The sequence below is a fragment of the Streptosporangium pseudovulgare genome (genome assembly GCF_014648055.1).
Classification (GTDB): domain Bacteria; phylum Actinomycetota; class Actinomycetes; order Streptosporangiales; family Streptosporangiaceae; genus Streptosporangium; species Streptosporangium pseudovulgare.
Window position 1 is genome coordinate 356,827 of record NZ_BMQJ01000006.1, and the last position, 20,757, is coordinate 377,583.

The 20,757-nt window shown below is 74.4% G+C and carries 20 protein-coding genes and 1 pseudogene; 15 read left to right on the top strand and 6 right to left on the bottom strand.

Annotated elements, in window-relative coordinates:
- Positions 1-50 precede the first annotated feature (50 nt).
- Complete coding sequence (locus tag IEZ10_RS15150) at positions 51-743, top strand: hypothetical protein (protein ID WP_189247112.1); 693 nt, start codon at positions 51-53, stop codon at positions 741-743.
- 131 nt (positions 744-874) lie between these two features.
- Here IEZ10_RS15150 and selD read toward each other — a convergent pair whose 3' ends face one another.
- A complete protein-coding gene (selD, locus tag IEZ10_RS15155) occupies positions 875-1,948 on the bottom strand; it encodes a selenide, water dikinase SelD (RefSeq protein WP_189247113.1) in 1,074 nt (357 codons plus the stop codon).
- A 151-nt stretch (positions 1,949-2,099) separates the two neighbouring features.
- Between selD and selA the strand changes: the two genes are divergently transcribed.
- From selA to IEZ10_RS15175, 4 genes are all read left to right on the top strand, one after another.
- Positions 2,100-3,482 carry an L-seryl-tRNA(Sec) selenium transferase gene (gene selA / locus IEZ10_RS15160; RefSeq protein WP_229811280.1) on the top strand — a complete coding sequence of 461 codons (1,383 nt, stop codon included), beginning with the start codon at positions 2,100-2,102 and terminating at the stop codon, positions 3,480-3,482.
- Positions 3,482-5,425 carry a SelB domain-containing protein gene (locus IEZ10_RS15165; RefSeq protein WP_189247115.1) on the top strand — a complete coding sequence of 648 codons (1,944 nt, stop codon included), beginning with the start codon at positions 3,482-3,484 and terminating at the stop codon, positions 5,423-5,425. Before selA ends, IEZ10_RS15165 begins: the two co-directional genes overlap by 1 nt.
- A gap of 49 nt (positions 5,426-5,474) precedes the next feature.
- Positions 5,475-6,695 carry a formaldehyde dehydrogenase, glutathione-independent gene (gene fdhA / locus IEZ10_RS15170; protein ID WP_189247116.1) on the top strand — a complete coding sequence of 407 codons (1,221 nt, stop codon included), beginning with the start codon at positions 5,475-5,477 and terminating at the stop codon, positions 6,693-6,695.
- A gap of 329 nt (positions 6,696-7,024) precedes the next feature.
- Positions 7,025-7,195 carry a DUF3073 domain-containing protein gene (locus tag IEZ10_RS15175; RefSeq protein ID WP_179822136.1) on the top strand — a complete coding sequence of 57 codons (171 nt, stop codon included), beginning with the start codon at positions 7,025-7,027 and terminating at the stop codon, positions 7,193-7,195.
- Positions 7,196-7,427: 232 nt separating this feature from the next.
- Here IEZ10_RS15175 and IEZ10_RS15180 read toward each other — a convergent pair whose 3' ends face one another.
- A complete protein-coding gene (locus tag IEZ10_RS15180; RefSeq protein WP_189247117.1) occupies positions 7,428-8,228 on the bottom strand; it encodes an SDR family NAD(P)-dependent oxidoreductase in 801 nt (266 codons plus the stop codon).
- A gap of 178 nt (positions 8,229-8,406) precedes the next feature.
- Between IEZ10_RS15180 and IEZ10_RS15185 the strand changes: the two genes are divergently transcribed.
- Together IEZ10_RS15185 and IEZ10_RS15190 are read left to right on the top strand one after the other, a co-directional pair.
- Positions 8,407-9,249 carry an SDR family oxidoreductase gene (locus IEZ10_RS15185; RefSeq protein ID WP_189247118.1) on the top strand — a complete coding sequence of 281 codons (843 nt, stop codon included), beginning with the start codon at positions 8,407-8,409 and terminating at the stop codon, positions 9,247-9,249.
- A gap of 117 nt (positions 9,250-9,366) precedes the next feature.
- Positions 9,367-9,903, top strand: a complete 537-nt coding sequence (locus tag IEZ10_RS15190) for a glycosyltransferase family 2 protein (protein ID WP_229811281.1) — start codon at positions 9,367-9,369, stop codon at positions 9,901-9,903.
- Between the two features lie 71 nt (positions 9,904-9,974).
- Here the strand turns inward: IEZ10_RS15190 and IEZ10_RS15195 are convergent, their stop codons facing one another.
- Positions 9,975-11,264 (bottom strand): endonuclease Q family protein, encoded by a 1,290-nt coding sequence (locus IEZ10_RS15195; protein WP_189247119.1) that lies wholly within the window; start codon positions 11,262-11,264, stop codon positions 9,975-9,977.
- Between the two features lie 249 nt (positions 11,265-11,513).
- Between IEZ10_RS15195 and IEZ10_RS15200 the strand changes: the two genes are divergently transcribed.
- The gene (locus IEZ10_RS15200) at positions 11,514-11,885 is read left to right on the top strand and encodes a sensory rhodopsin transducer (RefSeq protein WP_189247120.1); all 372 of its coding nucleotides are present in this window, start codon (positions 11,514-11,516) and stop codon (positions 11,883-11,885) included.
- Positions 11,886-11,956: 71 nt separating this feature from the next.
- On the opposite strand, the gene IEZ10_RS15205 is transcribed toward IEZ10_RS15200, so the two are convergent.
- Positions 11,957-12,868 (bottom strand): alpha/beta fold hydrolase, encoded by a 912-nt coding sequence (locus IEZ10_RS15205; RefSeq protein WP_189247121.1) that lies wholly within the window; start codon positions 12,866-12,868, stop codon positions 11,957-11,959.
- 297 nt (positions 12,869-13,165) lie between these two features.
- Between IEZ10_RS15205 and IEZ10_RS15210 the strand changes: the two genes are divergently transcribed.
- Genes IEZ10_RS15210 through IEZ10_RS15220 form a run of 3 tightly spaced genes read left to right on the top strand, consistent with a single transcriptional unit; the run spans position 13,166 to position 14,980 of the window.
- Positions 13,166-13,888: a CPBP family intramembrane glutamic endopeptidase gene (locus IEZ10_RS15210; protein WP_189247122.1), complete on the top strand. Its 723-nt coding sequence runs from the start codon at positions 13,166-13,168 to the stop codon at positions 13,886-13,888.
- 4 nt (positions 13,889-13,892) lie between these two features.
- A complete protein-coding gene (locus tag IEZ10_RS15215; protein ID WP_189247123.1) occupies positions 13,893-14,231 on the top strand; it encodes a PadR family transcriptional regulator in 339 nt (112 codons plus the stop codon).
- Complete coding sequence (locus IEZ10_RS15220; protein ID WP_189247124.1) at positions 14,228-14,980, top strand: hypothetical protein; 753 nt, start codon at positions 14,228-14,230, stop codon at positions 14,978-14,980. The genes IEZ10_RS15215 and IEZ10_RS15220 overlap by 4 nt, the downstream gene beginning before the upstream one ends.
- A gap of 83 nt (positions 14,981-15,063) precedes the next feature.
- On the opposite strand, the pseudogene IEZ10_RS15225 reads toward IEZ10_RS15220, so the two are convergent.
- Positions 15,064-16,206 (bottom strand): annotated as a pseudogene (locus IEZ10_RS15225) (sensor histidine kinase); the annotation flags it as partial.
- Positions 16,203-16,859 (bottom strand): response regulator transcription factor, encoded by a 657-nt coding sequence (locus IEZ10_RS15230; protein WP_189247171.1) that lies wholly within the window; start codon positions 16,857-16,859, stop codon positions 16,203-16,205. The gene IEZ10_RS15230 and the pseudogene IEZ10_RS15225, both read right to left, overlap by 4 nt.
- A gap of 262 nt (positions 16,860-17,121) precedes the next feature.
- Here IEZ10_RS15230 and IEZ10_RS15235 point away from each other — a divergent pair, with 262 nt between their 5' ends.
- The 4 genes from IEZ10_RS15235 (at position 17,122) to IEZ10_RS15250 (ending at position 20,757) form a co-directional block, all read left to right on the top strand.
- A complete protein-coding gene (locus IEZ10_RS15235; RefSeq protein ID WP_189247125.1) occupies positions 17,122-17,640 on the top strand; it encodes a hypothetical protein in 519 nt (172 codons plus the stop codon).
- On the top strand, positions 17,640-18,770 hold the full coding sequence (locus tag IEZ10_RS15240) for a peptidoglycan-binding protein (RefSeq protein ID WP_189247126.1): 1,131 nt from the start codon (positions 17,640-17,642) through the stop codon (positions 18,768-18,770). Before IEZ10_RS15235 ends, IEZ10_RS15240 begins: the two co-directional genes overlap by 1 nt.
- Positions 18,767-19,504, top strand: a complete 738-nt coding sequence (locus tag IEZ10_RS15245) for an ABC transporter ATP-binding protein (protein ID WP_189247127.1) — start codon at positions 18,767-18,769, stop codon at positions 19,502-19,504. Before IEZ10_RS15240 ends, IEZ10_RS15245 begins: the two co-directional genes overlap by 4 nt.
- A 77-nt stretch (positions 19,505-19,581) precedes the next feature.
- Positions 19,582-20,757, top strand: a complete 1,176-nt coding sequence (locus IEZ10_RS15250) for an ABC transporter permease (protein ID WP_189247172.1) — start codon at positions 19,582-19,584, stop codon at positions 20,755-20,757.

Consider the following 20,757-nt stretch of genomic DNA (forward strand, 5'->3'; position numbering starts at 1 on the left):
ACGACGCTCCTAGCCTCTGCACCGTCAACGGATCACGACGGGAGATGTCGATGGATGACCAGGCCGCCAGGCCGTACGGCCGGCGTTTCGCAGCGATCGCGATGGCGGGTGGCGGCGTTCTCTACGCCGTCGCCAACGCCTTCTACTGGGTGATGTTCCCGGACGAGGTGTCCGAGACCGCGGCGAACGTGGATGTGGCCGCTTCCGACCTCGGCGCCTGGCGGGCCGAGACGATCCTCTTCGCGCTGGCGCACCTGCTGCTCCTGCCGGCGGTGGCGGGCCTGATCGTGGCGGTCGGCCGCCGCAGGCGCCTGGTCGCCACCGTCGGCGGAGCCTTCGCCGTTCCCGCTCTCTACTTCTCGGCGATCCACCTGTGGCACTACAACGCCTTCTTCGGGGCCCTCGCCGGAGGGGGCGTGAAGGTGGAGGCGGTCCGGCCGGTCGTCGGCGCCCTCGACGAGGACCCGCTGGTGATGGCGTCGTTCGCGGTCTGGATCCTGGGCTGGATGATCGGGCTCCTGGTCCTGGCCTTCGGTGCGTGGCGAGCCGGCCTGGTGTCCCTGTGGGTGCCGCTCGTGCTCACCGGCGGCCAGGTGCTCGACTTCGTCTCCAACGGCGTGGCGCCCAAGCTCGTGGTGAGCGTACTGATGGCCGCCGGACTGATCGGGCTGGCGCAGGGCGTCCGCCCGGGACGCGTGGAGAGCGTGGCCGCGGCCGCGCGCGGTACCGAGACCACCCGATGACGGATGACCACCACTCATGATCCCGGCCCACCGCCGGAACGAGCACGCCCGCACCACGCCACACCCGGCCGTTGACCCGCGACGTCAGGATGAGGCGAACGCATCGGAAGCGTTCACCCGCATCCTCACCGTCAGCGCAGCCGCAGGGCCGTGCCGTCGAAGGGGACGAGTTCGCCGACGACCGGTGCGCCGGGCACCTCGCCCGCCACCAGCAGGCCGCCGGAGGTCTGGGCGTCGGCCAGCAGCAGCACGTCCTCCTCGGCCAGGCTCCCGGCGTCCAGGTGCGGCTCCACCCAGGCGAGGTTGCGCCGGGTGCCGCCGCTGACGTGGCCGTCGCGCACGGCCTCGCGGGCGCCCTCCAGGTACGGCACGGCCGCCGCGTCCACCACGGCCGTGACGCCGCTCGCCCTGGCCAGCTTGTACAGGTGGCCGAGCAGGCCGAAGCCGGTCACGTCGGTGGCGCACCGGGCGCCCGCGGCGAGCGCCGCCCGGGAGGCGTCCCGGTTGAGGGTGGTCATCGCGGCGACCGCCTGCGGGAAGACCTCACCGGTCGCCTTGTGCCGGGTGTTGAGCACCCCGACGCCGAGCGGCTTGGTCAGCGACAGCGGCAGCCCGGCCCGGCCGGCGTCGATGCGCAGCAGCCGCTCCGGGTCGGCCAGGCCGGTGACGGCCATGCCGTACTTCGGCTCGGGGTCGTCCACGCTGTGGCCGCCCGCGACGTGGCAGCCCGCGGCGCGGGCCACGTCCAGGCCGCCGCGCAGCACCTCCTTCGCCAGGTCCATCGGCAGCCGCTCGCGGGGCCAGCCGAGGAGGTTGACCGCGACGAGGGGCTCGCCGCCCACCGCGTAGACGTCGGACAGGGCGTTGGTCGCGGCGATCCGCCCCCAGTCGTAGGGGTCGTCCACCACGGGCGTGAAGAAGTCGGCGGTGGCGACCACGGCCCGGCCGCCCTCGATGCGGACGACGGCGGCGTCGTCGCCGTCGTCCAGGCCCACGACCAGCTCGCCCAGCGGCGAGGGCGAGCCGTCCGCGGACCCGTCCGCCTCGGGCCGCCGCACGAGGCCCGCCACGACGGCCTCCAGCTCCCCGGGCGGGATCTTGCAGGCGCATCCGCCGCCGTGCGCGTACTGCGTCAGCCGGATCCTCCCCGGCGCCGGGGCGCCAGGGGCCGCCGTGAGACCGGGTTCCGCCGTCGTTCCCGTCATGCCGTGTCCTTTCCGGTGCCCGTGGCGCACCGGGCCGGCGCGCCGCCTTTCCCTACCCGGCTCACCGTACGCTCACCCGCCGCGGCCACGCGGCGGGCCGTGGCGGCAGGGCGGGTGGGGTCTCCTTTCGGTCCGGCTCTATTTTCGTTACGTGGACCCACGAAGGCACGTGCCGCGCACCGACACCGTCCTCGCCGACCCGCGGCTCGCCGCGGCGGAGCGCAGACTCGGGCGGACGATGGTCAAGGAGGCCGTCGCCGAGGCCCAGCGGCGGGTACGGCAGGGCGGCCTCGCCCCCGCCGAGGTGGCCGACGCCGCCGTGGCGGCGCTGCCCCGGTACGCCGCCGGTCTCCGGCCGGTGCTCAACCTGACCGGCGTGCTGGTCCACACCAACCTGGGCCGGGCACCCCTGTCGCCGGCCGCGGTGGAGGCGGTCACCGCGGCGGCGGGCTGCACCGACGTGGAGTTCGACCTGGTCGCCGGGGGCCGCGCCCGCCGTGGACGGGGCGCGCTGGAGGCGCTCGCGCGGGCGGTTCCCGCCGCCGAGGGCGTCCACGTGGTCAACAACAACGCCGCCGCGCTGGTGCTGGCGGCCACCGCGCTCGCCGCCGGGCGGGAGATCGTGATCAGCCGGGGCGAGCTGGTGGAGATCGGGGACGGCTTCCGCATCCCGGACCTGCTGGTGTCCACCGGGGCGAGGCTGCGGGAGGTGGGCACCACCAACCGGACCTCCTACGCCGACTACCGGGACGCCGTGGGGCCGGAGACCGGGTTCGTCCTCAAGATCCACACGTCCAACTACCGGATCGAGGGGTTCACCGGGTCGGTGGAGGTGTCCGCGCTCACCGGGCTGGGCGTGCCCGTCGTGGCCGACATCGGCTCGGGCCTGCTGTCCCGGGAGCCGCTGCTGCCCGACGAGCCCGACGCGGCGGGCGCGCTGCGGGACGGGGCCGACCTGGTCACCGCCAGCGGCGACAAGCTGCTCGGCGGACCGCAGGCGGGACTGCTGCTCGGCCGCCGCGACCTGGTCGAGCGGTGCCGGCGGCACCCGCTGGCCCGTGCGCTGCGGGTGGACAAGCTGACGCTGGCCGCGCTGGAGGCCACGCTGCGCGGTCCCGAGACCCCCGTGCACCGGGCGCTGCACGCCGACCCGGCGGTCCTGCGGGAGCGGGCCGAGGCGCTCGCCGTACGGCTGGCCGCGGCCGGGACGGACGCGCGGGCGGTGCCGAGCGAGGCCACCGTGGGGGGCGGCGGCGCGCCCGGCGTGACGCTGCCCAGCGCCGCGGTGAGCCTGCCGGCGCGGCTCGCCGTACCGCTGCGGACCGGCGAGCCGCCGGTCGTCGGGCGGATCGAGGGCGGCCGGCTCCTGCTCGACCTGCGGACCGTCCCGCCGGAGGCGGACGACGAGGTGGCGCGGGCGGTCCTCCGGGCCGCCGCCCCCGCGGGGGCGAACGGCTCCGCGGAGGGCGGGGTGGCCGGTTCCGGGGGCGGCGGGGCGATCGGTTCCGGGGCCGGGCGCGGGGGGAGGCGCTGATGCACGTCGTCGCCACGGCCGGGCATGTCGATCACGGCAAGTCCACGCTGGTACGGGCCCTCACCGGGATGGAGCCCGACCGGCTTGCGGAGGAGCGGCGGCGGGGCCTGACGATCGAGCTGGGCTACGCCTGGACCGCGCTGCCCTCGGGGGAGCGGCTGGCCTTCGTCGACGTGCCCGGTCACGAGCGCTTCCTCGCCACGATGCTGGCCGGGGTCGGCTCCGCGCCCGCCGTCATGTTCGTGGTCGCCGCCGACGAGGGCTGGATGCCGCAGTCGGAGGAGCATCTGACCGCTGTCGAGGCCCTCGGCGTACGGCACGGCCTGCTCGTGGTGACCCGCGCCGACCTCGCCGACCCCGCCCCGGCCATGGAGACGGCCCGGGCGCGCCTGGCGGCCGGCGGGCTCGCCGGGATCGAGGCGCTGGCGGTGAGCGGACGCACCGGGCGGGGCCTCGACGAGCTGCGCGGGGCGCTGGACCGGCTGGTGGCCGGCCTGCCCGCGCCCGATCCCGGGGCGCCGGTGCGGCTGTGGATCGACCGGGCGTTCAGCGTCCACGGCAGCGGCACGGTCGTGACGGGCACGCTGCCCGAAGGCCGGATCGCCGCGGGCGACGAGCTGGAGCTGCCCGGCGGGCCGGTGCGGGTCCGGGCGCTGGAGTCCCTGAAGGAGTCGCTGCCCGCGGTGACCGGTGTGGCGCGGGTGGCGCTCAACCTGCGCGGCCGGGCCGTCCCCGAGCGGGGGCAGGCCCTGGTCACGCCGGGCGCGTGGACCGTCACCGACCTCGTCGACGTACGGCTCTCCCCGGTCGGGACGGGCGGCCGGGGCGCGGGGACGGGCGGCCGGGAAGCGGAACCGGGCGCGCCGGGTGGTCCGGGAAGGGACCTGGACGTGCCGGGTGGCCGCCGCGCAGCGGGGGGACGGGCGGGGCCGGGTGCGCCGGTGGACCGCCTGCCGGCCCGGCTGACCGCCCACATCGGCTCGGCGGCCGTGGTGTGCTCGGTGCGTCCGCTCGGCGGCCGCGTCGTGCGGCTGCGCCTGGCCCGGCCGCTGCCGCTGCACGTGGGCGACGTGCTGCTGCTGCGCGACCCGGGCCGCGAGCGCGGCGAGGTGCGGGTGCTGGCGGGGGCGAGCGTGCTCGACGTGCGGCCGCCATCGGTGAGCCGCCGGGGCGCGGCCCGCGAGCGCGCGGCCGAGCTGGCCGGAGCCGTTCCCGGCGCGGCGGCCCTGCTGCGCACCCACCGGCTGCTGCGCGCCGGCGAGCTGCGGGCGATGGGCTGCCCGCCCGCGGACGAGCCGGTGTGCGGCGACTGGCACGCCGACCCGGAGCACTGGTCGCGGCTGGTGGCGCGGCTGCCCGAGGCGGTGCGGCGGTACGCGGCCGGGCACCCGCTGGAGCCCGGCATGCCGGTCGAGGCCGCCCGGCACGCGCTGGGGCTGCCCGACCGGCGGCTGGTGGCGGCGCTCGTCCGGCCGCCGCTCTCCGTCGCCGACGGGCGGATCTCCGGCGGCCGGCCCGCGCTGCCCGCGCCGGTGGCCCGCGCGGTCGCCCGGCTGGGCACGGAGCTGTCCGCGCGCCCGTTCCTGGCGCCGGAGGCCGGACGGCTGGCCGAGCTGGGGCTGGGGCCCCGGGAACTGGCGGCGGCGGTGGCGGCGGGGGCGCTGCTGCGGGTGGCCGACGGGATCGTGCTGCTGCCCGGCGCGGACGTCCGGGCGGCGCGGGTGCTGGCCCGGCTGCCGCAGCCGTTCACGGTCAGCCAGGCCCGGCAGGCCCTGGGAACCAGTCGCCGGGTCGCGGTGCCGCTGCTGGAGCACCTCGACCGCCGGGGGCTGACCGAGCGGGACGGCGACCACCGCCGGTGCCGCCCCCCGGCGCCCGGCACCGTACCTCCAAACCATCGGAAATCCGGTCAAACTTCGCATAAGCGCACATCTCCATATTGAGCTGCGGGTATGGCCCGGAAGAGAAGCGGGAACCGCCTGGGGGTGCGCCATGGCCGGAAACAGGGGCGTCGTCTACGAGGGACCGGGCAGGGTCGTGGTCGAGGACTTCGACTACCCGGTGTTCGAGCTGAAGGAGGGGCCGGGGGTCAACCCGGCGAACGTCGGCCGGAAGGTCCCGCACGGCTCGATCGTCAAGACCGTCGCGACGAACATCTGCGGCAGCGACCAGCACATGGTCCGCGGCCGTACCACCGCCCCCCACGGCCTCGTCCTCGGTCACGAGATCACCGGTGAGGTCGTCGAGAACGGCCCCGACGTGGAGTTCATCAAGGTCGGTGACCTGGTCTCGGTGCCGTTCAACATCTCCTGCGGGCGCTGCCGCAACTGCAAGGAGCGCAAGACCGGCATCTGCGAGAACGTCAACCCCGACCAGCCGGGGTCGGCGTACGGCTACGTCGACATGGGCGGCTGGGTCGGCGGGCAGGCCAGGTACGTCCTCGTGCCCTACGCCGACTGGAACCTGCTGAAGTTCCCCGACAGGGACCGGGCGATGGAGAAGATCCTCGACCTGGCCATGCTGTCGGACATCTTCCCCACCGGCTACCACGGGTGCGTGACCGCCGGGGTGACCACGGGCTCCACCGTCTACATCGCGGGCGCCGGCCCGGTGGGCCTGGCCGCCGCCGCCTCGGCGCTCCTCCTCGGGGCCGCCGCGGTGATCGTCGGTGACCTGAACGCCGACCGCCTGGCGCAGGCCCGCAGTTTCGGCTGCGAGACCGTCGACGTCTCCCAGGGAGATCCTCGCGACCAGATCGAGCGGATCCTCGGCACCTCCGAGGTGGACTGCGGCGTGGACGCGGTGGGCTTCGAGGCCCGCGGCCACGGGACCGAGGCCGCCACCGAGCACCCGGCCACCGTGCTCAACACGCTCATGGGCGTCACCCGGGCCGGCGGCGCGCTCGGCATCCCCGGCCTGTACGTGACCGGGGACCCCGGAGCCGCCGACGAGGCCGCCAGGGAGGGAACGCTGTCGATCCGGCTGGGCCTCGGATGGGCCAAGTCACTCGCCTTCTTCACCGGCCAGTGCCCGGTCATGCGGTACAACCGGCAGCTGATGATGGCGATCCTGCACGACCGGGTGCAGATCGCCAAGGCGGTCAACGCCACGCCGATCCCGCTGGAGGAGGCGCCGCGCGGCTACCGGGAGTTCGACCAGGGAGCCGCCCGCAAGTACGTCTTGGACCCGAACGGGATGCTCGGCACGTCCTGACGCTCGCGAGTGTTCGCCGTGTCGATGTGTTTTCCCTGCCCGGAAGTGATTTACATGGTGCAGGAGAAGATCATCGATTGCCATTCCCGGGAATGGCGGAGTTTTTCACATTGAAACGATCTTGGGTAGGATAATGGTAATGGCCTGTTCTCCCGTACCGCCCGGCCAGCTCCGAGCCCGTTCCGGTCGGGGACGAGGCGGGGCGCCGCCGAGGACGGCCATGGCGAGCGCGTCCTGCCGACCGCGCCAGGCCGTGCCGGGCCGTGCTCGCCGCGAAACGCAACCGGTGACAAGAGGTCGAGCAGGACCTGCGTGAGGGAGTACAGCCAATGGGCCGGGGTCGAGCCAAGGCGAAGCAGGCGAAGGTGGCGCGCGAGCTCAAGTACGGCAGCCACGGGATGGATCTCGATCGGCTGCGCGAGGAGCTCGTCGCGGCGGGCGGCTCCCGGACGGAGTCCCAGGCCGAGGACACCGCCGACGACTACTTCGCCGACCGTTAGACGAAGCCGGTCGGAAACCGGGGACCGTTCCGCGGACCGCCGGCCTTCGGATTCGTTCCGCAGGCGCCGTGACGCGGGACGGCGAGCCGGGTCCGCCGGATCCGTTCCGCGGGCCCCCGCCGTGACGACGGGGGTCCGCGAAGCGAGCCCGGCGACCGTGCGGCCCGGTCGTCCGCCCGGCGGTCGTGCGGGCGTGACGTCGTGACCCACGGCCGGCGGGTGTGACTCGCGGTCACTCGCCCGAGCCCGGCTCCGACAGCCGACGGCTCGCGGCGGCCTTGGCGGGCTCGGGGGTGACCCGGGCGGCCTGGGCCATCGCCTTGTTGGCGAAGGACCCGGCGACGATGTGGTCCTTGCCCGCCATGAGGGCCTCGAAGCCCTGGCGCGCGACCTCCGCCGGGTCGTCCTTGTGCCCCGAACCGATCCTGGTGTCCTCCATGCCCGCCCGCTCGAAGAACTCGGTGTCGGTCGGCCCCGGCATGAGCGAGGTGACCGTCACCCCCGTGTCCTTGAGCTCGTTGCGGATCCCCTCGGCGAAGGATTGCACGAACGCCTTGGAAGCGTGGTAGACCGCCTGGAACGGGCCCGGCATCGTGGCGGCGATGGACGAGGTGAACAGGATCCGCCCGCGCCCGCGCGCCACCATGTCCCGGGTCACCCGCTTGGCGAGGTGGACGGACGAGGTGACGTTCAGCCGGATGAGCCGTAGCTCGTCCTCCAGCGAGGTGTCCCGGGCGAAGTCGCCGCCGGCGCCGACACCCGCGTTGATCGCGACCGCCTCGGCCGGACGGCCGGTCGCCCTGACCGTCTCGTACAGCCTCTCGACGCCCTCGTACTCGGCCAGGTCGGCCCGCACGCTCTCGACCTCGGCCCCGAGGTCCCGCAGCGACCGGGCGGCCGTGTCGAGCTCCGCGTCCTCGGCGGCGATGACCAGGTCGAAGCCGTTGCGGGCGAACTGCGCCGCGAGCTCGTAGCCGATGCCGCTGGAGGCGCCGGTCACGACGGCGAGTGGCCTGTCGGGGTTCATAGCCATATTTCGTGATTCCTTCACTTATCGGGTGATTGCCCCTCCAGGGCGGCGTGCCCCGACCGGTGGTCCTTACACCGCCCCGGACGGCCGGCCGGACCCGGGGCGAGTAGGGACCCCGCCCGGGGGGTACGCGCGCCTCGGAGGAGGGGTGCCGGGGGTGCGCCCGGGAAAGGAGACGGCGATGGCCGGAACGTCACAGGCGGGCTCCCCGCCCGGCCGCGCGGGAGGCGGCGACTACGACCGGGTGGCGATCGTCACCGGAGCCGACTCCGGCATCGGCCGGGCGACGGCCGTGGCCCTTGCCGAGCAGGGCTTCGACGTGGGGATCACCTTCCACTCCGACGAGGAGGGCGCGGAGGGGACCGCCGGGGAGGTACGCGGCCACGGCCGGAACGCGGCCGTGCGCCGGCACGACCTGACCGACCCGGAGGCGGCCGCCGCGGTCGTGGACGAGCTTGCCGACGAGCTGGGGGGCCTCGGCGTCCTGGTCAACAACGCCGGGACCGGCAGCAGCGAGCCGCTGATGGAGATGGACTTCCAGCGGTGGCGGTCGGTGATCGCGGTCGACCTCGACGGTGCCTTCCTGTGCTCCCAGCGGGCGGCCCGGCGCATGGTCGCCGCCGGCCGGGGAGGCCGCATCGTCAACGTCACCAGCGTCCACGAGGAGTACCCGCGCGTCGGCTCGGGGCCGTACTGCGCGGCCAAGGGCGGCCTGCGGATGCTGAGCCGGGTGCTCGCGCTGGAGCTGGCGCCGTACGGGATCACGGTGAACACCGTCGCGCCGGGGGAGATCGCCACCCCGATGACCGGTCAGGACGACCGGCCGCCGCGGCCGGGCAGCCGTCCCGGCTACCCGATCGACCGGCCCGGCGACGCCCGGGAGGTCGCCTCCGTCGTCGCCTTCCTGGCGAGCCCCGGAGCGTCCTACGTCACGGGCTCGTCGGTCTTCGTGGACGGCGGGCTGGGGCTCATGGGCCCACAGGCTGCCGGAGCCCTGGAGTCCGGGGACTGGCGTCAGGGCTGACCCGCCCGGCCGCGGACACGCGTCCGGCCCTGGAGACGCGTCCGGCCCCGGCCTTGGAGGCCGAGGGGGGACGAGGGGGCGGTCGGCGGCAACACCAAGGTCGGCAACCGGCGGGGCATGATCGGCCGCTGGCAGCACATCGAGTACGTCATCGGCTTCAACCTCGACCGCCGCGCCTTCGACCTGCTGGGCTGCATGCCCACCGTGCCGGGGGCGATCGGCGCCTTCCGCCGTTCGGCGCTGCGGGAGATCGGCGGCGTCAGCACCGACACGCTGGCAGAGGACACCGACCTCACCATGGCGATGTGCCGAAGCGGCTGGCGGGTCGTCTACGAGGAGCACGCCCTGGCCTGGACCGAGGCGCCGACCTCCCTCGGGCAGCTGTGGCGCCAGCGCTACCGCTGGTGCTACGGCACGCTGCAGGCGATGTGGAAGCACCGCCGCGCCGTGACCGAGCGGGGCACGTTCGGCCGCCGCTGCCTCGGCTACCTGACGCCGTTCCAGGTGGTGCTGCCGCTCCAGCAGTTCGTCTACCGGCAGCTCATGTACCTGGTGGTGATCCAGTCGGTGGCGACCGCCGTCCTCGGGGTGCGGCTGCGCTGGCAGACGATCCGCCGCGAGGGCACCTTCGCCTCCGCCCCCGCCTCCTCCTGAAAGGTCCGGGTCTCGGGGCCCCGGGACTTCAAGGCCCCGGGGCCCGACGAGCCCGGACCCCGGGCCCGGTCTTAGAAGAGCGTCGGGGCGGCGGCCTCCGCGGCCACCCGGTCCAACTCGCCGGGCCGGAAGAACCGGATCGAACCGAACACCCCGTCGTAGCCGGGGTCCCGGATCACCTCGCCGCGGCGCAGCCGCCCGACCGCCTCGGCCAGCGGTGGCGAGTGGACCGCGATGTCGTCCACCGGCACGTCCTGGAGGATCGCCAGCTCCGGGCCCAGGGCGGCGGTGAGGTCGTCGATCTCCCGGGCGACCTTCTTGGTCTTGGACCCCACGCCCAGGACCTCGCCCACGATCTCCGGCAGCGGGACGAGGCTGCGGAAGCCGGGCACGCCGGCCGGGCGGGCGCCCTCGGGCCGGTCGGCCAGGTCCTCGACCCGGCTCAGCACGCCCACCGTGAGCGGCCTGCCGCACACCGGGCACCGTCCACCGCGCTCGCGGGTCTCCCGCGGGGTCATCCGGACGCCGCACCCGCGGTGCCCGTCGACGTGGTACTTCCCCTCCTCGGGGAAGAACTCGACGGTTCCGGCGTACCCGTCGCCGGTCCGCAGCGCGTCGAGGACTGCGAAGTAGTCGAGGTCCGTCTCGAACACCGTGGTCTCGCGGGCGACCATGGGCGGCGAGTGGGCGTCGGAGTGGCTGACTAGCCGGTAGCGGTCGAGGGCGGAGACCCGCCAGTTCATGGCCGGATCGCTGGACAGTCCGGTCTCCAGCGCGAAGATGTGGCCGGAGAGCTCGCCGTAGCACTCCTCGACGGTGTCGAAGCCGGACTTCGAGCCGAACACGCCGAACCACGGCGTCCAGACGTGGGCGGGCACCAGGTAGGCGCCCTCACCGCTGTCCAGGACGGTCTCCAGCAGGTCACGGGAGTCCAGGCCGAGGATCGGCCGGCCGTCGGCTGCGAGGTTCCCCACCTTCGCGAGTTCGCGGTTGAACCTCTCGGCCGCCGCGAGGTCCGGCATGTACACCAGGTGGTGGATCTTCCTCGTACGGTCGCCGCGCCGGTAGATCGTGGAGACCTCGGTGGAGAGCATGAACCGCACCTCGGCGGAGGCCAGGCGGGGCGGCAGCGTGCGGGCGACGTCGCGGTCGATCTCCTCGCGCAGCCGGAACAGCCCCGGCTCGGCCGGGACGAGGCTCTCGCGCAGCCGCTCGAACCACACCGGGTGCGTGAGGTCGCCGGTGCCCATCAGCGTGACGCCCTTGCGCCGCGCCCACCACGTCAGGTGTTCGAGGTCGCTGTCCCTGCTGCAGGCCCTGGAGTACTTCGAGTGCATGTGCAGGTCGGAGTGGAACCGCATCCGCGTCCGTCCCGTCACCGGCCGCGCGGGCCCGGGAACGGCCCGGCGGACCCGGTCGGCTGGGGGGAACCGGGCCGGTGGCCGCGGCTGTACGTCGTCAATGGGGTCATGGGGACTCGTTTCCCTGCGTGACGGGGGGTACACACGCACGCGAACCGGGAATGGCCGGAGTGACGACGGACGCACGGAGGTCCGGGGAGCGGCGAGAACGGCGACGGACGTGTGCCGGACGCGGGGGCAGGAGGCGCGATGACGGCGGTGGGCACCACCACATGGGCCATCCCGGAGGGCTACATCCCCTCGGGCGGCACCGGCCCCGAGCCGGAGATGCTCAGTCACGAGACCGCGTGCATCCTCAACGCGGCGGACGAGGACGCGCACGTCGAGATCACGCTGTACTTCGCCGACCGCGAGCCGGTCGGGCCGTACCGGGTGACGGTGCCCGCGCGGCGCACGGTGCACCAGAGGTTCAACGACCTGACCGATCCCGAGCCCGTGCCGCGTGACACGCCGTACGCCTCGGTCATCCGCAGCGACGTCCCCGTGGTGGTCCAGCACACCCGCCTGGACTCACGCCAGGCCGAGAACGCGCTGCTGTCGACGATCGCCCACCCGACGTGACCGGCCACGGCGCGCGCCGTCCCACACGATCGGGTACGGCGCGCGGTTCCGCGTGATCGGGTGTGACACGCTCACCCGGCGGTGGGCGGTGCCGCGTCCCCGGGGGCGAAGAACTCCAGCAGCAGGCGGTTCAGCGCCTCGGGCCGCTCGGTCGGGATGCCGTGGTGTGACACATCCGGCAGCACGGCCGTTCCGGCGTGCGGCATCAGCCGCCGCGCACCGGCGACGACCGCGCGGGCGTCGTGCGCCCGGCTGTGCTCCGCCGCCACGACGAGCGTCGGTACGGCCGAGGCCCGCAGCCGGGCGGCGTCCGGGCGGCGGACGGGGATGATCTTCGATCGCGGGAAGTCCGTCGCGCCCGAGACGTAGAGCTCCAGCCAGTCCTCGTCCACGGGCGTGCCGCCCGACTCCCAGGTGGTGAAGGCGCGCACCCGCCCGGGGGTCGGGCGCAGCAGCGTCGGCAGGGCGCGCAGCAGGTAGCGCGGGCTGAACCTGGTGAAGCACCGGGTGGGGTCGAGGAGCGCGAGGCGGCGCACCCGGTGCGGCGCGCGCAGCGCGAACGCGAGGGCCAGTTCGGCCCCGTACGAATGTCCGCACAGGTCCGCCCGGTCGAGGCCGAGGCCCGTGAACGTCGCCTCCAGCCAGTCGAGCAGGTCGTCCTCGTCGCGGATCGGCCTGTCGCCCCGCGTGCCGCGTCCCGGTTCGCCGATCCGGTCGATCGCGTAGACGCGGTGTGTGGTGGCCAGGGCCGCGACGTTGGCGAACCAGACCGCCGAGGTGGCCCCGCCGCCGTGTGCCAGCGCCAGCGGGGGCGCGTCTCCGGGCCCGCAGGCCAGCACCCGGGCGGTGCCGTACTCCGAGTGGACGTCGATCTCCTCGGGGGTGACGGGCCACCGCGCGAGGACGCGCCCGTAGGCGGCGGAGAAGCGTCTCTCGGCCTCGGGCGTCCGGAAGGCGGGTGCGGGGTGCGTGGTCTCGGGCATGCGATCCCTTCCTGTTCGGCGCGGGGCTTCCGCGCGGCGTGGAGAACGTCTCCCGCACCGGCTCCCGGGAGATCTCCCGCGCCGGTTCCCGGGGAGGGAGGGCCCTCCTGCGTGGATCCCGTCGGCCCGGAGAGACCGTCCCGGTGGGGCGACGGCCGGTCGACGGAGATCCACGACGAGTCTTCACCCCGGGGTCGGCGGGTCCTCATCCTCCCCAGCGTTCGTCCGACTACATAGATAGCATTTCTAACTAGGTTGCTCTATCGTTTAGGTGGCAGAAACAACGAAAGGACCCCCATGCCCTCCCTGGTGCTCGCCGCGGCCCTCGTCGTCCACCTCGCCCTCGTGAGCCCCTGGCTCGGCAGGCGCTCCTACGCGCGCCTGGAGCGCGACCGCGACCGGGACGGGAGGGCCCTGGTCCGGATGTTCACCGCGTGGACGGCGGAGCTGTGGGCGCTGGCGGCGGTGGCCCTCCTGGTCGTCGGCCTGTCCCCGGAGATCGACCTGGCCGGCGTGGGCCTCGTCCTCCAGGCCGACCCGGCGACCACCGCCGGGATGCTGGTCGGCGCCGCGATCGCGTCGGCGGTGGCCGTTCTGGTGGCCGTCCGGATGAACAGGGCGGGCAGGCCGGTGCCCGGCCAGGCCGCCTTCCGGGCGATGCTGCCGCGCACCCCGGCCGAGCGGCGGGGCGCCCTGGTGCTCTCCGTCAGCGCCGGGATCTGCGAGGAGATCGTCTACCGGGGGCTGCTCATCGCGCTGGGCACGCGCGTGCTCGGCCTGCCCCTTCCCGTCGCCGCCGGTCTGGCCCTCGCGGTGTTCGTCGCCGGTCACCTCTACCAGGGGTGGCGGGGCATGGCCGTGGTGACACTGGCCGGGTTCGGCCTCACCATGCTGTACCTCAGGACGGGCAACCTGCTGCTTCCGATCCTCCTGCACGCCGTCGTCGACATCCGCTCGCTGCTCCTCGTCCCGGCGGGTAAGCGTGACACGCTAGATGGCGCCGCTACCGTGCGAGGATGAGGTCATGGCGACCGACCGACGCGCGAGCTGGCTCAAAGGCGTCCTCGACCTGCTGGTGCTGGCCAGCCTGACCGGGGGCGAGAGCTACGGCTACGAGATCTCCAAGACGCTCGCCGAGGCGGGTCTGGGTCAGATCAAGGGCGGCACCCTCTACCCGGTGCTCAACCGGCTGGAGGAGGCGGGTCTGCTCGCCGCCGAGTTCCGGGTCACCGAGCGCGGCCCCGGCCGCCGTTACTACCGACTCACCGAGCGGGGCCGCGAGACGCTGACCGAGCAGAGCGGGCTGTGGCTCGCCTTCGACGAATCCGTACGGGCCATGCTGACCAAGGGGGCGGCCGGATGAGCGACTACTTCGACGAGCTGGCCGCGCTGCTGCGCGACAGGGGCGTCCCGGCGGAGCGGGTGGCCTCCACGATCGAGGAGCTGGCCGGGCACGTCGCGGAGAGCGGCGCCGACCCGGAGGAGGAGTTCGGCCCCGTCGCCGCCTTCGCCGACAGCCTCGGCGGGGACACCGGGGCCGCCGGGGACGACGGGACCGCCGGCGACGGGCGGGCGGCCTCCGCCGGGGAGAGCTGGTCGTGGACGGCCGACATCTTCGCCGACGAGCGGCGGCTCAACGAGTTCGGCGAGCAGGGCTGGGAGGTCGACCGGGTCGACCGGCGGGGCATGTTCGTCAGCCACCGGGACTCCGAGCGGCCGCAGCGCTGGGAGTACCGCCGGGAGACGGTGTGGCCCGAGGGCAGGAGCGCCGTGACCGAGCGGCTCGCCCCGGACGGCTGGGAGCCCTGCGGCACCTGGTTCCTCTACGAGTACTTCAAGCGTCCCGGGGCCGCCTCGGTGGGCCCGGCGGCCGAGATCGGCTCCCCGCCCCCGGCGCCCGGCGGACGGCTGTTCTTCAGTGCGCGGTTCCTGCTGATCCTGGTCGCCTTCGTGCTCCTGACGGTGGTGGCCGGGTGGGTCGTGGTGGGCTTCATCGGATCCGCCGGCTCCGGCGACGACGGCGCCGGGTTCGCCGCCGGCGTGGCGGTGGGCGTCGCGGTGGTCGGGGGAGCCGCCGCCGCCCTGTGGTCGCTCGCGCGCCGCGACCGCTGACCGGCCGTCCGGCGGCTGTCCGCGTCGCGGGGAAGGACCACCGTCACGACCAGGCCGCCGCCCTCCCGGGGACGGGCCGTGACGTCGCCGCCGTGGGCGAGGGCCACCGAGCGGACGATCGACAGGCCCAGCCCCGCGCTCCGCGCCGTGACCACGCGGTCGGCGCCGAGCCGACGGAAGGGCTTGAAGAGCGTCGGGACGTCGTAGGGCGGTACGGCGGGTCCGCTGTTGCCGACCTCGACCTCCACGTGCTCGTCGGAGACCGTACGGCTGGCCACCCGCACCCAGCCGGAACCGTCGCCGACGTTGTGCCGGATCCCGTTCTCGACCAGGTTGTGCACCAGCCGCTCCAGCAGCAGGGCGTCCCCCCGGGTGGGCGCGGGGCCCGCCGTCTCCCGTACGGTTACCCCCGCCTGCTCCGCCTCCGCGGCGGTCTGCTCCACCACGTGGGAAACCACGTCGGCCAGGTCCACCGGCGACCGGTCCGTGATCTCGTGCTCGGCGCGTGCCAGCAGCAGCAGCCCCGAGATGAGCCGCTCGTGCCGGGCGCTGATCTCCAGGAGGCTCTCGCCCAGTTGTACGACGTCCGCCGAGGCTGATCTACGGTGCATGGCGAGTTCGACGAGGGCACGGGTGAGCGTCAGCGGGGTGCGCAGCTCGTGCGAGGCGTTGGCGACGAACCTGCGTTGCCCGTCGAAGGAGCGGTCGAGCCGTTCGACCATGGTGTCGAAGGTGTCGGCGAGCTCCTTCACTTCGTCTCCCGGCCCGCTCAGGGCGATCCGCTCACGCAGGCCGTGGTCGGCGACGGGGGCGGCGGCGATCCGCCGGGCGGTCTCGGTCACGCGGTGCAGTGGGGCGAGCACCCGCCCGGCGATCACCCAGCCGAGGCCCGTCGCGGCGGAGCCGACCACGGCCAGCGCGACGGCCCCCTGGATGAGCAGCGACGTGACGGCCGCGTCGTTCAGCCTGTCCTTCTGCTCCCGCAGCCACTGCTCCGCCGCCGGGCCCGTCAGCACGTCGCCGTCCTTGGCGATCAGCGTCAGCCGCCTGTGCCGGCCGTCGGCGGAGGTGTACCGGTCGTCGAAAGACTGCGAAAGCTGCTGGTTGAACAGCAGGTAGGTGACACCGAGCAGGATCAGCCCCGTGACGAGGAAAACGGCGCCGTAGACGAGGGTGAGCCGGGCCCGCAGTGTGGGCGACCGGTGCGGCGACGTAGGGAAGATCATGCGATCCGGTATCCCGCGCCCGGCACCGTACGGATGACCTGTGGTTCACCCAGTTTGCGGCGGAGCTTGAGGATGGTGAGACGCACCGCGCCGGTGAACGGGTCGGCGTACTCGTCCCACGCCTTCTCCAGCAGCTGCTCGGCGGAGACCACGGCCCCGTCGGCGCGCAGCAACTCGGACAGGACGGCGAACTCCTTCTTCGAGAGCGGGACGTACCGCTCGTCCCGGAAAACCTCCCGCCGCGCTGGGTCGAGGGTGATCCCGCCCCGCCGCAGGACCGGAGGGGCGGCCGGCCGGGATCGCCTCCCCAGCGCCTGGACACGGGCGGCGAGCTCGGCGAACGCGAACGGCTTGGCCAGATAGTCGTCGGCGCCCAGGGACAGGCCGGTCACCCGGTCACCGATCTCCGCGGCGGCGGTGAGCATCAGCACCCGCGCCGCCGACTCCGAGGCGACCAGTTCTCGGCAGACGTCATCGCCGTGCACGAGCGGCAGGTCCCGGTCGAGGACGACCACGTCGTAGTCGTTGACCGCGATGCGCTCCAGCGCGGCCTCGCCGTCGTGCACGGTGTCGACCGCGTGCGTCTCCTCGCGCAGCCACTCCGCTATCGCGCCGGCCAGCACGCGTTCGTCCTCCACCACCAGTACCCGCATCGCGGTCTCGTGCCCCCTCTCGTCGCCTACGGGGAGATGGTGGCGCATGCGATGTTTGCTCGGCGTTAACGCCTGTCACCCGGGGCCGAGGCCGGCTGTCCGGCTCCGGCTCCGGCTGTGCGGCGCCGGTGGAAACGGCCCGGAAACACGCCTCGCTGTTGCATCCGCTGTCGAACGCTCCGCCCCGGACGCGGACGTTCCGAACACACCCGGCGTTCCGGATGACCGGCGCGGCGACGCCGGCTCCGGAGAGGAGGACGACATGCGATTTCCCGGCGCGCTGGCGGTGGTCCCGCTGGCGCTCACCCTGACTCTCACCGGTTGTGCGCCGGACGGCGACGACGGTCCAGGAGCGGCGTCCGCGAACGGCGGGGGCGCGGCCGCCCCCGCCGCGACCGTCACCCGCCAGGCCACCCCCGCCATGGACCAGGACGAGCGGAACATCAGGTTCGCCCGGTGCATGCGCGAGAACGGCGTCCCCATGAAGGACCCCCAGCCCGGCAAGCCCGTCCTGGTCAGGGGTGACGGGAGCGACAGGGAGACCGTGAGGAAGGCCGTGGAGGCGTGCAAGGAGTTCCAGCCGACGGGCGGCACCGGAGCGGCCGGCGCCGAAGCCTCCGAGAAGCTGCGCCGGCTCGCGCGGTGCATGCGGGACAACGGCGTTCCGGACTTCCCCGACCCCGAGCCGGGCGATGGCATACGGCTCGACAAGAAGCTCGCCGAGGACCCCGACTTCCCGGCCGCCCAGCGCAGGTGCCAGCTGGAATCGGGCGGCTCCTGATGGACACGGCCACCCCTGGGGAGGGACCGGGTGCGACCGCCGCCACAGCCACCGCCCGGCCGCGCCGCCGGGCCGGGCGGCTCGCCGTACTGCCGGTTCTCGGGCTCGTCCTGGCCGGCGCCGCGGTGGTCGTGAACGGCGCGGACCGGCCCGGCGGAGGCGATGCCACCGGCACAGCGGCAGCCGTCCGCCCCCCGGCCACCGCCGTGGTGACCAGGGAGACGCTCCAGGACACGCGCGACGCCGACGGCGAACTCGGTTACGGACCCGCCACCGCCTTGGTGAGCCGCAGGCCGGGCACGGTCACCTGGCTCCCGGACAGCGGAGCCCGGATCACCCGGGGCCGCTCGCTGTACCGGATCGACGACGACCCCGTGGTGCTGATGTACGGCTCGCCTCCGGCGTACCGCGACCTGCGGCCCGGCGTCGAGGGACCGGACGTCGAGAGCTTGGAACGCAACCTCAGGGCACTGGGCTACGACGGTTTCACCGTGGACGACGAGTACACCTCCGCCACCGCCGCCGCGGTCACGCGCTGGCAGGAGGACCGCGGCCTCGCCGGGACCGGCGTGGTCGAGCTCGGCCGGGTGGTCTTCGCCCCGTCCGCGGTCCGGGTGGAGAGCCTGGACGTACAGGCCGGCCAGCCCGTCGCCCCAGGGCAGAAGGTGCTCTCCCACACCGGCACCGCCAAGGTGGTCACGGTACGGCTGAAGACGGAGGACCAGCGGGTGGCCGAGAAGGGCGCGAAGGTGTCGGTCACCCTGCCCGGCGGCGGGACCGTGGGCGGCCGGGTCACCGACGTCTCCACGGTCATCGTCCCGGGGGAGGGACGGGACGCGGAGCCGGAGACCGAACTGGAGGCGCTGGTCTCCCTCGACGGGCGGCGGGCCGCCGAAGGGCTCGACCGGGCGGCGGTGGACGTGACCTTCACGGCCTCCCGGCGGAGGAACGTGCTCGCCGTGCCCGTCGCGGCGCTCGTGGCGCTGCGCGAGGGCGGGTTCGGCGTCGAGGTGGTCGAGGGCTCCGCCTCCCGCCACGTCGCGGTGAGGACAGGGCTGTTCGCCGGCGGCCGCGTCGAGGTCTCCGGCGAGGGCCTCGCCGAGGGCGTGACCGTGGGGATGCCGGAATGATCTCACTGACCGATGTGTCGAAGACCTACCCCGGCGGCGTCACGGCGCTGGCCGCGGTGTCCCTGGAGATCGCCCGCGGTGAGCTCGTCGCCATCGTCGGGCCCTCGGGCTCCGGCAAGTCGACGATGCTCAACATCATCGGCACGCTCGACCGGCCCACCTCCGGGGAGGTGCGCATCGACGGGTACGACGTGTCGAAGCTGCCGGACCGGCGGCTCGCCGCGTTGCGCGCGACCGGGATCGGCTTCGTCTTCCAGCACTTCCATCTGGCCCCGGGGGTCTCCGCGCTGGACAACGTGGCAGACGGCCTCCTCTACGGCGGGCTCCGCCGGGCCGAACGGCGGCGCCGGGCCGCGGCCGCGCTGGAGCGCGCCGGGCTGGGGCACCGCCTCGGCCACGAGCCGCACGAGCTGTCCGGCGGCGAGCGGCAGCGCGTCGCCATCGCCAGGGCCGTGGCCGGCGATCCCCCGCTGCTGCTCGCCGACGAGCCGACGGGCGCGCTGGACTCGGTCTCGGGGACCGGGGTGATGGAGCTGCTGCGCGCCCTCAACGCCTCCGGCACCACCGTCGTGATCATCACCCATGACCGGGAGATCGCCGCCGCGCTGCCCAGGCGGGTGCCGATGCGTGACGGACGGGTCGTCCCCGATCCGGACACGGGCCACCGTACGGGCCGTGACGCGGATCGCGGGGCCGGTCCAGGACGGCGGCACGCCGGATCGGGGGCGATGTGATGGCCGTTCCCGCCCCCGGCCATGCGGCCCGGCCCGACCCCGGCCACGCGGAGCGACCCGGTCCGGTCCCGGCCAGGATGCGGCCACCCGACGTGATGCGGGTCGGCGCGGCCGGCCTGCGCACCCGCCCGGCGCGGGCGCTGCTGTCGGCGCTCGGCATCGCCATCGGCATCGCGGCGGTGATCGGCGTGGTCGGCATCTCGTCGTCGTCGGGAGCCGAGCTGGACCGCCGTCTCTCGGCGCTGGGCACCAACCTGCTCACCGTCTCGGCGGGACGGACCCTCCTCGGGGAGGAGGCCGAGATGCCCCTCGAAGCCGAGGCGATGGTCGAGCGGATCGGGCCGGTGGAGTCGGTCTCCGCGGCCGGATACGTCGAGACCGCCAAGGTCTACCGGAGTGAGGAGGTCCCCGAGGCGCAGACGGGCGGGATCTCCACCTACGCCGCCCGCACCGACCTGCTCACGACGGTGGGCGCGACGGTGCGCAACGGCACCTGGCTGAACGAGGCCACCCAGCGCCATCCGGCCGTGGTGCTCGGGGCGACCGCGGCCAGGCGGCTCGGGATCGGCGGGACGGGACCGGACACCCAGGTGGTCGTCGGCGGCGTGCGGTTCACGGTCGTCGGCGTCCTCGACCCGGTGCCGCTCGCCGCCGAACTGGACAGCGCGGCGCTCGTCGGCTGGCCGGTGGCGGAGTCGGTGCTCGGCTTCGACGGCCACCCCACGATCCTCTACACCCGCTCGGCGGAGTCGGGGCTGGAGGACGTCAGCGCGGTGCTGGCCGCCACGGCGAACCCGCGGGCGCCCAACGAGATCGACGTCTCCCGGCCCTCCGACGCGCTCGTCGCCAAACAGGTCGCCGGTCAGGCGTTCACCGGGCTCCTGCTGGGGGTCGGCGCGGTCGCGCTGCTCGTCGGCGGGGTCGGAGTGGCCAACACCATGGTCATCTCGGTGCTGGAACGGCGCGCGGAGATCGGGCTTCGGCGTGCCCTCGGCGCGACCCGTGGCCAGATCCGCACGCAGTTCCTCACCGAGTCGCTGCTGCTGTCCGTGCTGGGCGGGACGGGTGGAGCGCTGATCGGGGCCGGCGTCACCGCGGGCTACGCGCTGTACCGGGGCTGGCCGACGGTGGTCCCGGCCTGGGCGGCGGCCGGCGGTCTGGCGGCGACGCTGGTCATCGGCGCGCTGGCCGGTCTTTACCCGGCGGTCCGCGCCTCCCGCCTCTCCCCTACGGAAGCCCTGGCCACGCCGTAG

Bases quoted from the DNA above. Each gene is read 5' to 3' on its own strand.
- IEZ10_RS15150 (WP_189247112.1), top strand. From the start codon at position 51: ATGGATGACCAGGCCGCCAGGCCGTACGGCCGGCGTTTCGCAGCGATC.
- selD (WP_189247113.1), bottom strand. From the start codon at position 1,948: ATGACGGGAACGACGGCGGAACCCGGTCTCACGGCGGCCCCTGGCGCC.
- IEZ10_RS15165 (WP_189247115.1), top strand. From the start codon at position 3,482: ATGCACGTCGTCGCCACGGCCGGGCATGTCGATCACGGCAAGTCCACG.
- fdhA (WP_189247116.1), top strand. From the start codon at position 5,475: ATGGCCGGAAACAGGGGCGTCGTCTACGAGGGACCGGGCAGGGTCGTG.
- IEZ10_RS15175 (WP_179822136.1), top strand. From the start codon at position 7,025: ATGGGCCGGGGTCGAGCCAAGGCGAAGCAGGCGAAGGTGGCGCGCGAG.
- IEZ10_RS15180 (WP_189247117.1), bottom strand. From the start codon at position 8,228: ATGGCTATGAACCCCGACAGGCCACTCGCCGTCGTGACCGGCGCCTCC.
- IEZ10_RS15185 (WP_189247118.1), top strand. From the start codon at position 8,407: ATGGCCGGAACGTCACAGGCGGGCTCCCCGCCCGGCCGCGCGGGAGGC.
- IEZ10_RS15190 (WP_229811281.1), top strand. From the start codon at position 9,367: ATGATCGGCCGCTGGCAGCACATCGAGTACGTCATCGGCTTCAACCTC.
- IEZ10_RS15195 (WP_189247119.1), bottom strand. From the start codon at position 11,264: ATGCGGTTCCACTCCGACCTGCACATGCACTCGAAGTACTCCAGGGCC.
- IEZ10_RS15200 (WP_189247120.1), top strand. From the start codon at position 11,514: ATGACGGCGGTGGGCACCACCACATGGGCCATCCCGGAGGGCTACATC.
- IEZ10_RS15205 (WP_189247121.1), bottom strand. From the start codon at position 12,868: ATGCCCGAGACCACGCACCCCGCACCCGCCTTCCGGACGCCCGAGGCC.
- IEZ10_RS15210 (WP_189247122.1), top strand. From the start codon at position 13,166: ATGCCCTCCCTGGTGCTCGCCGCGGCCCTCGTCGTCCACCTCGCCCTC.
- IEZ10_RS15215 (WP_189247123.1), top strand. From the start codon at position 13,893: ATGGCGACCGACCGACGCGCGAGCTGGCTCAAAGGCGTCCTCGACCTG.
- IEZ10_RS15220 (WP_189247124.1), top strand. From the start codon at position 14,228: ATGAGCGACTACTTCGACGAGCTGGCCGCGCTGCTGCGCGACAGGGGC.
- IEZ10_RS15230 (WP_189247171.1), bottom strand. From the start codon at position 16,859: ATGCGGGTACTGGTGGTGGAGGACGAACGCGTGCTGGCCGGCGCGATA.
- IEZ10_RS15235 (WP_189247125.1), top strand. From the start codon at position 17,122: ATGCGATTTCCCGGCGCGCTGGCGGTGGTCCCGCTGGCGCTCACCCTG.
- IEZ10_RS15240 (WP_189247126.1), top strand. From the start codon at position 17,640: ATGGACACGGCCACCCCTGGGGAGGGACCGGGTGCGACCGCCGCCACA.
- IEZ10_RS15245 (WP_189247127.1), top strand. From the start codon at position 18,767: ATGATCTCACTGACCGATGTGTCGAAGACCTACCCCGGCGGCGTCACG.
- IEZ10_RS15250 (WP_189247172.1), top strand. From the start codon at position 19,582: ATGCGGCCACCCGACGTGATGCGGGTCGGCGCGGCCGGCCTGCGCACC.